The organism is Bacillus sp. V3-13 (assembly GCF_002860165.1).
GTDB lineage: Bacteria > Bacillota > Bacilli > Bacillales > Cytobacillaceae > Bacillus_BJ.
The window spans coordinates 23,330-37,524 of record NZ_PGUZ01000082.1 but is presented as its reverse complement, the minus strand read 5'-3'; the positions used below and the strand labels follow the sequence as shown (position 1 = coordinate 37,524).

The window sequence follows — 14,195 nt, the reverse complement described above, 5'->3', positions numbered from 1 at the left end:
ATAACACGGTTTCACTATGGCTTTTCTATTTTTATGGTGTTGCATTTGATTTTACAATTAACCGCCAAAAAATATTTTCTAAAAATTAAAAAAATTTAGTTGATTCAAGAGTGAAAATTCCATATAATATTAAAAAGCGTCAGGGGTGATTTTCATGAACGAAAGGTCCTACACAGAGCTAATGAAAGCGAAAGCGATGAACCGCCAAAATGCAAAAGAAGCTTACATGTCAAACCTTTACATTGATATGCTCCTTGATGAAGTGTTGCTTAACGCTGAAAAAGAAAAGCTGTTGAACAAGATTGATCAGGCAATCGATGTTCATGATAAGCAAGCATTTTTGCAGTTGACTGAAGAATTAGCTTCCTTAAACAAACAGTTTGGAACTTAACTTAATTTCTGCGGTTCAAACCTTATCGGAGACTGACCAAAAGGCGTCCTTCTTTTATGAAAAGATGGGAGTTGGAAGCCGGTGGTGCTCAGTCTCTTATTTTTGTTTTTGATTTTTTAAAAATGAAACAAGGACCACCAGAGGCGGCCCCTTTCAATCGATATTTTCGTTTCGCATCTTTATTTCGTATTCTTCAAGAGCAGCAATTCTTTCAAGCATTGTCGGATGGCCATAGCGGAATATTTTCACCAATAAAGGCGGATTGACCTGGCTGAGCCCGGCACGTGTCAGCTCCTGAAATGAAGAAATTGCCGCTTCCGGATCCTTTGTCATCTCAATTGCATAAAGATCAGCCTGGCTTTCCTGGTATCTTGACACAAAATTGGTCAGCGGGCTCGCTGCAAACATCAGCATCGACAGAATCATCAAGAACAGCGGCAATGAGCGTAAATCATGAACGTGGTCAACCTTAAATTCTTTTCCCCAGCGGCTTATTGCCCAATTCATGATTCTCGACGTTGCATATAATCCGGCTAACGATAACAGCAGGTATCCAGCTATTCCGACATAAATATGCTTCTTCACATAATGGGCCATTTCATGGGCCATTATGAATAAAATTTGCTCATCATTTAAGCGGTTTAAAGTCGTGTCCCAAAGCACGATCCGCGAATTTCCGCCGATTCCGGTCACGTAGGCATTTAAAGCATTGGTTTTTTCGGCCATGTCCACTTCAAAAACATGGTCAGCCGGAATGTCCGCTTTGGCTGCAAGCGCCAGGATTTTCTGTTCGAGCTCCTTGTCTTTTAAGGGATAAAAGTCATTGTATAAAGGGTCAATGACGACCGGCTGCAAGAACATCATCATCAAGGTAAACGGGATTGACAACATCCAGGCGTACAGCCACCACCTCTTGCGGCTTTTCTTCATCAGCCAATAAAGCACAGAAACAACAATCACCATAATTCCGTAATTGATCCAGAAATCAATCAGCTCATCCTTCATCCATGAAGCGAATGTCTGGGTCGAAATATTGTAGCTCCTTGCCAAAGAGTAACTGATATAGCTTAACGGAAAAGTTGCCACGAAGGCAAAAACAGACAGCCAAAAGAAATAGGTCGCTGTTTGGAAAAACTTGAATTTAGCTGACTGTTCGGCCCAGCGCTTAAATGCCTTTGAAAGCCCGGTCAACAAAATTAATAAATAAAAAAGCCATTCAAGCGGTGTAGACAAGAAAAATAAAAGATTTCTCACCTTTGAATATTCCTCGCTCAAGCTAAGTTCCCGCGCATTCAGAAAAACGGCCGGGTCAGCCTGTGAGCCTTCATATTCAAACGGCAGGCTTGTATCGGCGAAATCGAAAAGGTACCAGTAAATAAATAACCCGTAAAGAACATAGCCAATAACCGCATAAACCCCGATTTTGCGCGCCAACTTATTTTCACCTCCATGTACAACCTGTTCTCTTACTAGTTTAATAAAAAATTCGTGAATTAGAACAAGATCTTAACCAAGCCTGCCCGCTCCCTTACACTTAGCATGCACAGTTCCAACGCCAATCCATGAAAAAATACCTGCCGGCTCACAAATGAACCGGCAGGTATCGAAATCTAAAAAAGATACGAATATAAAGTTAATACCGCAATCGAGCCGAGCACGACGATGATCACGTTCGCGCCAAGATACGCAACAATAAAGGCAGCGGCCGCTCCGAGCAGCCCGTACCACATATCCTCCTGAATGAACAGTATCCCTGGAAAAATAAGCGCCCCTAAAGTGGCGTACGGGACATTTCTCAGCACCCCCTGTAAAAAAGCAGGCAGCTCTTTGCCTTGAAACAAGATAAATGGAAGCATTCTCGGGATATAGGTAACGACACCCATTCCGATGATCATCCAGACGATTTCACTGCTCACTTCCGTCCCTCCTTTGCTTCCCTTTCATCATTTCAACTGCTTCAACGATGACGGCCGAAAGGAGCGTTGCCGATACAATCGCCCACCCAGTTGAAAGCCATTCCGCCAAAGTAAAAACCGTATTAAAGCAAGCTGCAAGAGCAGCCAAAAAGACCACTTTAGCACTCTTTTTCATGGACGGGACGAGCAGGCCGATAAACATCGCATACAAAGCGACAGACATGCTTTCCTGTAACGTTTCCGGAAGGCTTGCACCGAGTAAATGGCCAAGTCCGGAATTGATGACCCAGCTTGAATACGAGACCGCGATCACGCCGAAAATATACCCCGTCGTAACCGTCCCTTCCTTTGTTGCCGCTACCGAGAAAGTTTCATCGGTGATTCCAAAGGAATAGATGGCTTTATTGAAAAGATGGTCATCCTCACATTTTTCATTAAGCGAAGCCGCCATTAGAAAGTGGCGGATATTCACAATAAAGGTTGTTAAAATAATTTCAAACACACCTGTTCCAAGCGTTAACAGACTGAGAGAAATGTATTGCGACGCCCCTGCAAACACAATCAGGCTCATCATAACCGTCTCAGCAATTGAAAGCCCTGTTGTTTTTGCCAGCAGCCCGAAGGTTACCGCGATCGGAAAATAGCCGATCCCAATGCTGACTCCGGCTTGAATTCCTTTTCTAAACTCGGAAGAATGTTTGCCCAACGTTAATTCTGCCAAGGTGCCACCGCCTTTTTCCGGTTTATATTCCGCTAGTTTTATACTAAAATAGACGTATATATTTTCAAATTATAATTAAACTATATTATACATACGTGCGTTATATTGTACAATTCTTTCGGAGGAAAAAATGGAAAATATCCAAAAGAATATCGGGAAAAATTTAAAAGCAGTTCGGAATAACCGGGGAATAAGCCTCGATCAAACAGCCAGCCTGACCGGCGTCAGCAAAGCGATGCTCGGCCAGATCGAGCGCGGCGAATCCAACCCGACCGTTACCACCCTCTGGAAAATTGCAACCGGGCTCCAGGTGTCCTTTTCTTCGCTTATCAACGACGAGCCTGCAGATATTGCTTTTGTGCCATTGCAAAATGTCACACCTGTCATCGAGAATAACGGCGACTATCGCGTTTATTCGATTTTCCCCTTTGATCCAAGAAAAAGGTTTGAAATATTTATAGTTGAAATGGACCGCGGCAGCATCCATACTTCGGCGCGCCATAACGAAGGGGTCGAAGAATATATTACCGTCATGAACGGGAGCCTTGAAATGCTTATCGGCGACAATACATATAAAATTGAGGCTGGCGGTTCGATCCGCTTCACAGCCAATAAATCACACACTTATAAAAATTCCGGCGAAGAGCTGACCAGGTATCAGGCGGTTATGTATTATCCTTAAAGATAAAAGCTTGCTTCTTAAACAGCAAAAGCACACGGTCTACTCCCCATGTGCTTTGGTGGTTATATTAATACCGAGCGGTCGCTGTTAATTTTTTCGCCGCGGATGCGCTGGAACTCCTGGAGCAATTTATCGACCGTCAAGCGGCTTTTTTCAGTGGAATTCGCTTCAAAAATGATCTGGCCCTGATCCATCATAATTAACCGGTTCCCGAGATCGAGGGCCTGCTGCATATTATGGGTAACCATTAAAGCAGTCAATTTATGTTCGGAAACGATCTTTCCGGTCAAGCTGGTAATCAGCTCAGCCCGGGAAGGGTCAAGCGCAGCGGTATGCTCATCAAGAAGCAGCAGATCGGGCTTGGTGAAGGTTGCCATTAGCAGGGATAATGCCTGGCGTTCCCCGCCGGAAAGCAAGCCGGCTTTAGCCTCGAGCCTGTTTTCCAGCCCGAGCTGGAGCGTTTCAAGCACTTCTTTAAAAAACTGTCTCCGCTTTTTTGATACTCCCCGCCTAAAGCCGCGTACCGATGTTCTTGCATAGGCAATGGCGAGATTCTCTTCAATTGTCATCCCCGGGGCGGTTCCGGCCATCGGGTCCTGAAAGACCCGGCCAATTCGCTTCGCCCTTTTAAACTCCTGTTCATCAGTAACATTATTCCCATGAATATAAACCTCGCCTTCATCAGGTGCGTACTTGCCGGAAATAATGTTCATTAACGTTGACTTACCCGCACCATTGCTGCCGATCACAGTCACAAAATCACCAGGAGCAAGATGCAAATCGATATGATCGAGAGCAATTTTTTCGTCAAGGGTCCCTTCATTGAACACTTTAAATATCTGATTTAGCTGGAGCAACCCTTTCACCACCCTTCTCCAAGACGCTCAAATCTGCCTTTCGGTTTTTGATTCTTTGCCTTTTGCGCTGTTTCTCCTTCTGGGTTTCTATCAATCTCGGAAACACTAAGGCACATACGACGATGAAGGCTGTAATTAATTTCATATCGCTTGTTTCTAAAAACTCCACCCTTAACGCAATCGTTACGATGATCCGGTACAAAATCGCGCCACCGATTACGGCCAATGTCGCCCTGACAATCGTTTTCGCTCCGAATACCGCCTCGCCAATGATGACTGAGGCGAGCCCGACGATGATCATCCCGATTCCCATCCCGACGTCACTATAGCCGGAATACTGGGCAACCAATGCACCGGAAAAGGCCACAAGTGCATTGGAAAGCCCCAATCCGAGTACTTTCAAATAGTCGGTGTTGGCAGAAAAACTTCGGATCATCGCCTCATTATTACCGGTCGCCCTGATCGCCAATCCAAGATCCGTCCTCAGGAATAAATCAATTCCAAGCTTAACGATGAAAGCAAGCACGATCATAATGATCAAGACTCCCCATGTAGTGGGAACAAAGACAGACAAGCCTGCGCTGTTCAGCAAAGCTTGAATGCCATCGTCAATCCCGAGGCTTTTCCAAAAGTCCCTGATCGCGGTAATCACTGTTGATTCCGCTAAAAGCGGTACATTCGATTTGCCCATAATTCGCAGATTAATAGAATAGAGGGCAATCATCATTAAAATTCCTGATAGTAATGCATTAATTTTCCCTTTTGTGTGCAGCAGGCCGGTGATGCATCCCGCCAAGAACCCCGCCAGTATCGCAGCGGCCGTTGCCAGAAAAGGATTCGTTCCCGAGACGACCAACACTGCAGCCACAGATGCCCCGGTAACAAAACTCCCGTCAACTGTTAAATCAGGAAAATCCAATATTCTGAAGGACAGATAAACCCCCAAAGCCATAATCGCATAAATTGCACCTGATTCAACGGAACCAAATATGGCTGTAAACATAAAATACATCCTTTCTATTTCGTCCGGAAAGTTATTTTACTTTACGAACTCGGCACTTTCTTTCCATTCGTCTTTGATTGTAATATTCATTTCTTCAGCAGCTTTCTCGTTAATCACCAGCTTCAAATTTTGCGGATATTGAACGGGAATCTCTGAAGGCTTCTTTTCGCCTTTCAATATTTGTGCTGCCATCATGCCAGCCTCATAACCGATGTCCACATAATCGAATCCATACGCAGCAAAACCGCCCCGCTTCACAGAATCCAGTTCACCGACAAATAACGGGATATCATTGTCATTCGCGGTTTGAATCACCGATTCAAGTGCCGAAACGACGGTATTATCCGTAATGATATAGATCATGTCAGCCTTGCCGACCAATGATTCAGCCGCCTGTTTAACTTCAGAAGAATTGGAAACGGTCGCTTCCGTTAATTTCAAATCGGTATCTTTCAGCGCCTTCTTGACCAAATCGATCTGTGCCACCGAATTTTGCTCACCCGAGTTGTAAATGACGCCAACTGTTTCCCCGTCCATGTTCTCGCTCATAAATTTCACCGTATTCGGAATCGCATCCGGGTGCGTATCGGTCGTTCCGGTAATATTTTCACCAGGCTGATCCATTGCCGCAACCAGCCCTGCGCCAACAGGATCGGTCACAGAAGTAAACACAATTGGAATCTCTTTAGTGGCATTTAATGAGCTCAGCGCACTTGGAGTGGAGTTTGCGAAAATTAAATCAACCCCATCCCCCGCAAAATTATTGGCGATCGTTTGACTATTACTTTGATCACCCTGGGCAATCTGAACATCATATTCAACCTCGACATCATTCTCTTCAAGCGCCTTTTTAAATCCTTCAAACGCGGCATCAAGAGAAGGATGCTCGACAATTTGCGTAACGCCAACCTTAAAAGCATCATCCTCTTTAGGCTGCTCTCCACTTCCGTTCGTACTTTCACTGCCGCACCCGCTTAATAACACTAAGGCCAGCATTCCGCTAATGCCCCCATATACCAATCTTTTTTTCATTTTCAGTTCCCCCTTAATTAACACTTTCGCACTTTTATGCTTTTATGCACTAAATTATATACGTAAGTTTAGCTATTTTACAAGTATTTTCGTGGAATATGCAATAATTTCTATTGGCGGATGTTATTCAGAGGATGGCAAACCACTTTTAGGTGTTAAAGCGACCGCGGCTTGAATAAAATCAGCTGCAAATTTGCTTTTTTTTGTCTTTTTAGAATGATATGTTTGAATTTGATAAAATCATAGTTATTAAACGGGGAATTTTCCCTAAATATATCTATTATTTACCACAAAATAACTATTATGGGTAACAGCCCAAAATAATTAAGCGAAAAATCGGGGGAATTAAGCGAAACGACTCGGGAATTAAGCGTTTATTCCAATAATTAAGCGGAAGTCGGCTTTATTTAAGCGAAACCGTTTTTTGCACAGAAATTCCGAATAAAAAACACGACAGAATCGTGTTTTTTATTCTCCCTTGTATTCAGGTTTTCTTTTTTCACTAAACGCCTGAAGCGCTTCGAGCCGATCAGCGGTTGGAATCGTAACTTCGTAAGCTTTTCGCTCAATTTGCATTCCGGTTTGCAAATCGGTGTTCATGCCGTTCTTGATTGCAAATTTCGCTTGCTGCAAGGCAATCGGGCCGTTGTTAAGCATGCTCTCAGCCATTGCAAGGCAATCCGCCTGCAATTGTTCCCGTTTGGAAATTTTATTTAAAAGGCCATACTCGTATGCTTCCTCTGAAGTGAGGCGGCGTGCCGTTAAAATCAGCTCAAGTGCCTTTGCCTGTCCGATCAGGCGGGGAAGCCTTTGCGTTCCACCTGCTCCGGGGATAATGGCCAGGCTTGTTTCCGTCAAGCCCATCTGCGTGCCCTCTGCTCCGATTCGGATATCGCAAGCTAAAGCGAGTTCCATCCCGCCCCCAAAAGCATAACCGTTGATTGCTGCAATTGTCGGCTGGGGCAGCTGGTCGATCAGGTTGAACACTTCATTGATTTTATACAGATTCCGCTTTACTTGCTGTTCTGTTAATGTTTTGCGCTCTTTCAAATCGGCTCCAACAGAAAACGCTTTGTCACCTGCTCCTGTAAAAATCACAACGCGAATCTCTTTATTGACCCGAATTTCTTCCACTACTGTTTGGAGCTCTGCAAGCGTCTCATAATTAAACGCATTTAAAGCATCCTCCCGATTTAATGTCACCACAGCAATATGGCCTTCAGTTGTCATTAACACAGACGGCATAAAAAAATTTCCCCCTTCTTTTTCAGTGCTGTAACAAAAATTCGATTTTCCTCGTTGAAAACCCTTTCAAAAAATCACAAAAAACAGATGGGTCTTTTATAGCTGTAAATAATGTGTAGACTTTGGAAACAGGCTACCATTTTGCATACGCCATCCTTTTCCTCCTGTATCGTTGACTAAATAAAAAACCTAAGCATATCGTCAAAAAAACAGATGGCTAAAATATCCATAATAAATGTAGTCAAAATAATTTTTTTGCTTTGTAGAAACCAGGTAAACATCAATAATAAAAAGGATAGAGGAATATAAAACAAAATCAAACTTGCACGAAGTCCCTCGAATTGTAATCCAACGGGAACTTCCGGAGAAAAGTGTTGAAAAAAATCAAATGTAATGAATCCAAGCATAATTACTCTGATGAAGAACATGAGGAATGTAGTTGCTTTTTTAAATAAATAAAGCTTCTTAAACGGTTTAATATTACCCACCTTCTTTTATAAATAATGAGGAAAACATGATTTGCTGCCGGACTTCATTTCTCAACTAATTTTTTGAATACTTTTACTTGAACAAAGTCAGCCTTCCTATTGAAGTTTTTCAATATAGTGTTTATATCCATTGCCCGAATAAATTGATCTTTTCCGTCAAGATGGACTACTTCATTTTTTCCTGAATAAAGCTGTCCACAAATCAGAAACACCAAAAAGGAGATTTGGCTGCTCGATTTCCTCCATTTTACGGATTTCAACTGCTTCAAAATCTTTAAAGACAGCTTTTAATTTTTCTTCGGTAAAACCCAGCCCACCTTTAAGGCTGCGCAATCGATATACTTCCCAATCCGTGATGTCTGCTCCGCCGAGCCGCCCTCCCTGGACAAAACACGTAAGGGCAAAGAGACCATTTGGTTTTAGAGCGGTCTTTAACAAGTCGATATAGCTCATCCTCCTGTGCGGCGCGACATGATGAAAACAACCTGCATCATATACGAAATCATATACACCTTCTTCAATCTTTAGTTCAAAGATGTTTTTCAACATGAAATTTATGTCAAGATTCCTTTCTTTCGCCCGTTCGGCTCCCCACTCAAGTCCCTCTTGTGAAAGGTCTACCGCATCAACAGAACAACCTTTTTCAGCCATTAAATGGCATTCCTGCCAGGACCGCAGCCAAGTTCAAGCACTTTCCCGGGACCAATCAGTTTTTTTTCAAAATAACTTACTAAATTTTCATCAGGACAATTCACAAAAAACGGTATGCCTCGCTCCCGCTCAGAATAAAAAGCATCCCAATTAAAACGAGATTCTTCTTTTAATAGAGCATCAAGCATTTCCAACACATCATCAAAGTTATCAATGGATTCTCTCAAAAATATCGCCTTCTTTACAATTATATTTTCATCAATTTCTTTTGGAGGCATATCCTGCTTGGCGTTGCATTAATACGCGCTGTCGCCTTTTCTTTGACGAGCTTCATCGCATAAACGAGTAATTCTTCTTGTGTTGAAAAATAATGGCGCAATGCACCCAGTGATAACCCTGCCTGCTTGGCAATATTTCTTACTGTCGCTCCTTCCATTCCTCGTTCTAAAACGACTCGCCAGGTCGCTTCTGCAATTTGTTTTCTTTGTTTCTCGTGATCAACTAGTTTAGGCATAATCTTATTTTAACAAGAAAAAAATAACAGCACAATTTTATAATACAATTGTATTGTTTAAAAAAGGATGATAAAATACACAAAGCATTATATAAAAGGCTGGATAAGGCATGCCTTAGCTTATCTGATAGGTGCCGGACTTCTAGTCGGAATGATCTATTTTATAAACGATCCGTAATGCTCGGTGAAGGAGATTAGGACCAGAAGTAATGTTTACCTCTTTAAATGAATTTTTAGAGTATGTATCACGAAAAAATCCCCGGTGATGGCACCGGGGATTCGTCGTTTTATTTACTTGTCCCCAATGTCAGGTTGCTGATGACTGGGTAATGATCACTCGGAAATTGGCCAATCTTTTGATAATCAATGATTTCTGTTGAGTGGGTAATTACATTTCCTTTTGTTAAAATCCAGTCAATGCGGTTTTTACCACCTGTCGGATCACGGAAACCGTTGAATGTGCCGAGATGGTCGTTGATTTTCTGCTCGGCGGACTCCATCGTATCTACAAATGGGCCTTCGTCTGTCAGGATTTGATGAGGTCTCGTATCAGGGGCAGTATTAAAATCTCCTGTCAACACAACCGGCAATGCAGGATCGAACGCTTTGATTTTTTCCACAATCAAGCTGGCGCTTTTCTCTCTTGCTTCTACGGAACGATGGTCAAAGTGTGTGTTCACAAAGTAGAATTGCTTGTCCGTTTTTGTATCAAGGAACTTTACCCAAGTCACCATACGAGGAATCGTGTTGCCCCATGACTTGGAACCAATTACTTCCGGAGTGTCTGAAAGCCAGAAGTGGTCGTATTCTAATGGTGTAAAGCGGTTTTTCTTATAATAGATTGCCATGAATTCACCTTTGCTGCCACCTTCGCGGCCAAGGCCAATCCATTCATAGTTAGGCAGATCATCTGCGACTTCAGCAACCTGTTGATATAGAGCCTCCTGAGTCCCAAAGATATCCGGCTGCTCCATGCGGATCAACTGTCGAACGGTCGGTCGTCTTTCATCCCATGTGTGAGGTGACGGATCGATAGTGTTTTCATACCTAAGGTTATACGTCATCACCCGCAAATTCATTTCTTCAGCTTCACCCTCGCTGGCAGATGCCTGTCTTCCCGGAGCAGCTGAGAGCGTGCTTCCGACAAGAAGTAACGCAAAAGACAACAAGAAAACCAATCTTACAGCTTTTTTCACTGTTTTTCCTTCCTTGTTTTGTAATTGGTACAAAACAAGGGTAACGAATGAATGTAAATTTAAAGATACATTGGTATAAATATAGTTTTAATGATTGTTAAGAGATTCTATAAATCACAGAAACTACTAATCAAAAGCAAAAGAACACCTATGGCATGATAGGAAGGTGTTCTTCAGCGGATAATGAATCCAGTCCATCGAAAACCGAATCCCTGTGCCCGCTTAAAACAACATCGTTTAAAAGCAAAGCTTATTAGCCATTGGCTTTGCGAAAAGACTAAATGCTATTCACTTATACGTCAAGTTCGAATTCATTCGGAGGCTTTGGCAAATTATCTTCCAGAGCGATTTCTGGCGACTAATCAAAAAAACTTTTACGGTTGTGGAACTCACGGAGTTCGACAACCGCGAAAAAAACTATTCAATTGCCTCTTCCAGCCTCCGTTAGTTTCGTGCTATACCCCCTAACCTTCCTATGACTTAACCAACTTTAATAGGGCTTATATGAATGCCCTCACTGTCATCCCAGTCGGCGTAGAAGATATCTTTTTCACTGTCATAACCTTGCGCGGTTAATTGCTTATGTAGCCATTGTTGGTCAAATCCGCGTTCGTGTAGATTATCCCATATTATTTCCCCGTCAATAATCAAGGTGGTTGGCAGGTCTACTGGGCTATCGGGAAGATTGAGATCTTGTCTGTCCGGTTTTTGGTACTTGGATTTTAATAAGGTGCTTATATGGCCGTTTGGTTCCAGTATTCCATATTTCACTTCACGTACTGAAAAAATATTCGCTTGACGCAGCAAGCTCGACAACTGATTCACATCCAATTTATTCTTTTTAAGCATTTTTCGATCGATAATCCCATCGCGAATAATAATGTCAGGATTGCCTTCAAACACAGAGCGGGATGATTTCTTTTTTAAAGTGATATACTCCACAGCCAGCATGAGCAGTGTCCACAATCCGACAGCATAAAAAAAATAGAAGATCCCAATGCGGTCTTCATAAATAGTGTCTCCTAAAAAATCCCCGAGCAGTAATACAAAAACGAAGTGAAAAGGAGTTAATTGATAAATGGATGTTCTGCCTGTTATGAAAATAATAAAAAATAAGGTAACAAAGCCGATGACGACTTTGGTTGTGAGCAAAACAATATTAACTTCTCCCACGTTGTTTTCCCTCCACTTTTGATTCAGAGTTATCAAACATATTATGGCTAACATGTGGAAAGATATACCTCTATATGAACTCACGTTTGACAACTAAAAAACCAGACATTTAACCCAATATCACATTTTATGAGCGATTAAGCTACGTCCACAGTGCAAGTCCTGAAATTCCCTAAGGTATAGAAGCCCTTTTTAATTCTTTGCTCAGAAATTGTCCAACCCGCAACGTTTCTCTTCCCATACAATGTAGTATTCAATTCAAGGAGGTGGACTTAATATGGGTGAAAATTACGGATACGGAGCAGGTTTTGCTCTCATCGTCGTTTTGTTTATCCTTCTAATCATTGTTGGTGTTGCGTTCGTTGGTGGTGGATATTAATACACTTCCTATTGCTTAAGTGCACAACGAAGGATAGTCGAATAGGCTATCCTTCGTTGCTTTACATTCAATTTACTTCGATTTTTCAAAATAACAATAAATAAAAGATATGTGGGAAATATAAAAAAAGGGTTTTTTAATGACACAAATGACCAAAATCATTCTGTCGGCATTATAAGCTTACAAACAAAGGATGAATCCATTATATATAGCTATACCCAAGGATACTCCTGCAGAGACTATAGGTTAAGCGAAATAATAATAACAGTGCTAAAAAATATGAATTGGGGAGGTATCCTTAATGATGAAATTCATATGGATTACCAAACTGTTGCTAATCACGCAACTTGTCAATTATCCAGGTGACCTCATGATTACGCAGCAAGGCGAGACGATTTTCACCATTAACCGAAGTGATTTTTTGATCCCCTTCCCTGGCCAGCCGATGATCGACAGTTACAAATACTCTCAGTTTATCGACATATTGGACCGACAAGTTTATCAGGAGCCGGGGAATGCAATAATCGATGATCAAGACAATATTGTGCAGGAACAGATCGGATCTAAATTAAACCAACAAGAATTCACAAATCAATTTTTAACATATTTTTTCGGTAATGGACCAGCCAAGATAGAAGTTCCGACCCTTTCCATATACCCAAAAGTGGACAGTGAATTGCTTTCGAACATAAGAGAACAACAGATAGGCCAATATCAAACTTATTTTAATAGCAACAACAAAAATCGTTCACATAATATCTCCCTGGCCGTAGAAGCTCTTAACAATCATGTATTGTTTCCGGGGGAGATGTTTTCATTTAATCGCGTCGTTGGCAAGAGAACTACGGAACGAGGGTATTTAAAAGCACGGGTTATTGTCAAAGGCGAATTTTCCGAAGGAATTGGGGGCGGAATATGTCAAGTCTCTTCGACGTTATTTAATGCAGTGGATAAGGCCGGAATGGAAATTGTTCAACGTTATTCCCATAGCAGGCGGGTTCCCTATGTCCCACCTGGAAGGGATGCAACGGTCAGTTGGTATGGTCCTGATTTTCAATTCAAAAACCAGTATAACCAACCGATCCTGATCCGCGCTAAGTCACAAGGAGGCAAGGTCATGATCAAGATTTATTCCTCAGATGCAATTAATGATGACCCGGGAAACCACCCTGCTTTAGCCATTAATTTGAAAAGATGAAATAACTTTTTCCGCGGTTAATATGAAAGCTGCCTTGAAAAATACAGTTAAAAACAACCTGTTTCCTAAAGGGAACAGGTTGTTTTTACTATCAACATTTTAGAGTTCACATGGCTTTAATATCCCCAGCAAACAGCACCAATGATTATCAATAGAATAAACAACACAACGATCAGTGCAAAACCACCACCATATGAAGCAGCACCATAGCGGGCACCACCGTATCTGTAACCACATCCACCAAAGCAGCCCATAAATTCCCCTCCTTTTTTCATTTAGGATTAGCAAATATTAAACCCTACTGTATTGTTATGTCCAAAGGGAAAATAAGCTTGGACGCTTATCCGATATTACTAAATGAATCAACCAGATATCACGCGAGATCACATTGTAGTCTACACAAAGAAAAATAAAAGATCTTATCATAAACTCAATAAATTTTCCAGCACTGGAAGCTTAAAATTAGATATTTTCACTAAAGCCATGAATATGTTTTAAATTTTTATCATTTAGTCGATTTAACACAATCACCGATTCTATTTTTTCATAGATTATTAAGAAGATCATCAACAAAAGTTGTGATATTAAGGCATAAGCGATTTGTATAATATACTTCAAAGATTTTCGGCTGGTGAAGCTTCAGTAACTAAGTTGTTGATCATCTTGATATTGGTTACCGTAGATAATACGATTTTAAGGGATGCAAGTCATTAGGAAAGAGTGAGTTTTGTTCACATGCAAATGTCTTT

14 protein-coding genes and 3 pseudogenes are annotated in these 14,195 nt (G+C 41.7%); 5 read left to right on the top strand and 12 right to left on the bottom strand.

Annotation, left to right across the window (positions count from 1 at the left end; genetic code table 11):
* The first annotated feature begins 154 nt into the window (after positions 1-154).
* Positions 155-391, top strand: coding sequence for an IDEAL domain-containing protein (locus CU633_RS21470; protein ID WP_101662591.1), 237 nt, complete (start codon positions 155-157; stop codon positions 389-391).
* A gap of 153 nt (positions 392-544) precedes the next feature.
* Here the strand turns inward: CU633_RS21470 and CU633_RS21465 are convergent, their stop codons facing one another.
* The 3 genes from CU633_RS21465 to CU633_RS21455 all read right to left on the bottom strand — a co-directional run bounded on the left by CU633_RS21465 (position 545) and on the right by CU633_RS21455 (position 3,028).
* The gene (locus CU633_RS21465; RefSeq protein ID WP_101662590.1) at positions 545-1,825 is read right to left on the bottom strand and encodes a M48 family metallopeptidase; all 1,281 of its coding nucleotides are present in this window, start codon (positions 1,823-1,825) and stop codon (positions 545-547) included.
* A gap of 176 nt (positions 1,826-2,001) precedes the next feature.
* The gene (locus tag CU633_RS21460) at positions 2,002-2,307 is read right to left on the bottom strand and encodes an AzlD domain-containing protein (RefSeq protein WP_101662589.1); all 306 of its coding nucleotides are present in this window, start codon (positions 2,305-2,307) and stop codon (positions 2,002-2,004) included.
* Positions 2,297-3,028: an AzlC family ABC transporter permease gene (locus CU633_RS21455; protein ID WP_101662588.1), complete on the bottom strand. Its 732-nt coding sequence runs from the start codon at positions 3,026-3,028 to the stop codon at positions 2,297-2,299. Before CU633_RS21455 ends, CU633_RS21460 begins: the two co-directional genes overlap by 11 nt.
* Positions 3,029-3,158: 130 nt before the next feature.
* Between CU633_RS21455 and CU633_RS21450 the strand changes: the two genes are divergently transcribed.
* Entirely contained in the window at positions 3,159-3,710 is a 552-nt protein-coding gene (locus tag CU633_RS21450) for a helix-turn-helix domain-containing protein (protein WP_101662587.1), read from the top strand.
* Between the two features lie 62 nt (positions 3,711-3,772).
* Here CU633_RS21450 and CU633_RS21445 read toward each other — a convergent pair whose 3' ends face one another.
* From CU633_RS21445 to CU633_RS21415, 6 genes and pseudogenes are all read right to left on the bottom strand, one after another.
* Positions 3,773-4,567 (bottom strand): ABC transporter ATP-binding protein, encoded by a 795-nt coding sequence (locus CU633_RS21445; RefSeq protein WP_101662586.1) that lies wholly within the window; start codon positions 4,565-4,567, stop codon positions 3,773-3,775.
* Positions 4,542-5,570 (bottom strand): ABC transporter permease, encoded by a 1,029-nt coding sequence (locus tag CU633_RS21440; protein ID WP_101662585.1) that lies wholly within the window; start codon positions 5,568-5,570, stop codon positions 4,542-4,544. The genes CU633_RS21445 and CU633_RS21440 overlap by 26 nt, the downstream gene beginning before the upstream one ends.
* 36 nt (positions 5,571-5,606) lie before the next feature.
* Positions 5,607-6,602, bottom strand: coding sequence for an ABC transporter substrate-binding protein (locus CU633_RS21435; RefSeq protein ID WP_101662584.1), 996 nt, complete (start codon positions 6,600-6,602; stop codon positions 5,607-5,609).
* Positions 6,603-7,070: 468 nt separating this feature from the next.
* On the bottom strand, positions 7,071-7,847 hold the full coding sequence (locus tag CU633_RS21430) for an enoyl-CoA hydratase-related protein (protein WP_101662583.1): 777 nt from the start codon (positions 7,845-7,847) through the stop codon (positions 7,071-7,073).
* A gap of 659 nt (positions 7,848-8,506) precedes the next feature.
* Positions 8,507-9,174 (bottom strand): annotated as a pseudogene (locus CU633_RS21420) (class I SAM-dependent methyltransferase).
* Between the two features lie 75 nt (positions 9,175-9,249).
* Positions 9,250-9,500: pseudogene (locus tag CU633_RS21415) on the bottom strand (TetR/AcrR family transcriptional regulator); the annotation flags it as partial.
* A 76-nt stretch (positions 9,501-9,576) separates the two neighbouring features.
* Between CU633_RS21415 and CU633_RS23480 the strand changes: the two are divergent.
* Positions 9,577-9,672, top strand: a pseudogene (locus CU633_RS23480) (hypothetical protein); the annotation flags it as partial.
* 115 nt (positions 9,673-9,787) lie between these two features.
* On the opposite strand, the gene CU633_RS21410 reads toward CU633_RS23480, so the two are convergent.
* Positions 9,788-10,696, bottom strand: coding sequence for an endonuclease/exonuclease/phosphatase family protein (locus CU633_RS21410; protein ID WP_180955068.1), 909 nt, complete (start codon positions 10,694-10,696; stop codon positions 9,788-9,790).
* Positions 10,697-11,176: 480 nt separating this feature from the next.
* Positions 11,177-11,869 (bottom strand): DUF421 domain-containing protein, encoded by a 693-nt coding sequence (locus tag CU633_RS21405; protein WP_101662581.1) that lies wholly within the window; start codon positions 11,867-11,869, stop codon positions 11,177-11,179.
* 277 nt (positions 11,870-12,146) lie between these two features.
* Between CU633_RS21405 and CU633_RS21400 the strand changes: the two genes are divergently transcribed.
* Both CU633_RS21400 and CU633_RS21395 read left to right on the top strand, forming a co-directional pair.
* A complete protein-coding gene (locus CU633_RS21400) occupies positions 12,147-12,248 on the top strand; it encodes a YjcZ family sporulation protein (RefSeq protein ID WP_101662580.1) in 102 nt (33 codons plus the stop codon).
* A 304-nt stretch (positions 12,249-12,552) separates the two neighbouring features.
* Complete coding sequence (locus CU633_RS21395) at positions 12,553-13,446, top strand: VanW family protein (protein ID WP_101662593.1); 894 nt, start codon at positions 12,553-12,555, stop codon at positions 13,444-13,446.
* 116 nt (positions 13,447-13,562) lie between these two features.
* Here the strand turns inward: CU633_RS21395 and CU633_RS21390 are convergent, their stop codons facing one another.
* Positions 13,563-13,700, bottom strand: coding sequence for a YjcZ family sporulation protein (locus CU633_RS21390; protein ID WP_101662579.1), 138 nt, complete (start codon positions 13,698-13,700; stop codon positions 13,563-13,565).
* Positions 13,701-14,195 lie beyond the last annotated feature (495 nt).

Excerpts from the sequence above, each read along its gene's own strand:
- CU633_RS21470 (WP_101662591.1), top strand. The coding sequence starts at position 155 with ATGAACGAAAGGTCCTACACAGAGCTAATGAAAGCGAAAGCGATGAAC.
- CU633_RS21450 (WP_101662587.1), top strand. The coding sequence starts at position 3,159 with ATGGAAAATATCCAAAAGAATATCGGGAAAAATTTAAAAGCAGTTCGG.
- CU633_RS21440 (WP_101662585.1), bottom strand. The coding sequence starts at position 5,570 with ATGTTTACAGCCATATTTGGTTCCGTTGAATCAGGTGCAATTTATGCG.
- CU633_RS21435 (WP_101662584.1), bottom strand. The coding sequence starts at position 6,602 with ATGAAAAAAAGATTGGTATATGGGGGCATTAGCGGAATGCTGGCCTTA.
- CU633_RS21430 (WP_101662583.1), bottom strand. The coding sequence starts at position 7,847 with ATGCCGTCTGTGTTAATGACAACTGAAGGCCATATTGCTGTGGTGACA.
- CU633_RS21400 (WP_101662580.1), top strand. The coding sequence starts at position 12,147 with ATGGGTGAAAATTACGGATACGGAGCAGGTTTTGCTCTCATCGTCGTT.
- CU633_RS21395 (WP_101662593.1), top strand. The coding sequence starts at position 12,553 with ATGAAATTCATATGGATTACCAAACTGTTGCTAATCACGCAACTTGTC.
- CU633_RS21390 (WP_101662579.1), bottom strand. The coding sequence starts at position 13,700 with ATGGGCTGCTTTGGTGGATGTGGTTACAGATACGGTGGTGCCCGCTAT.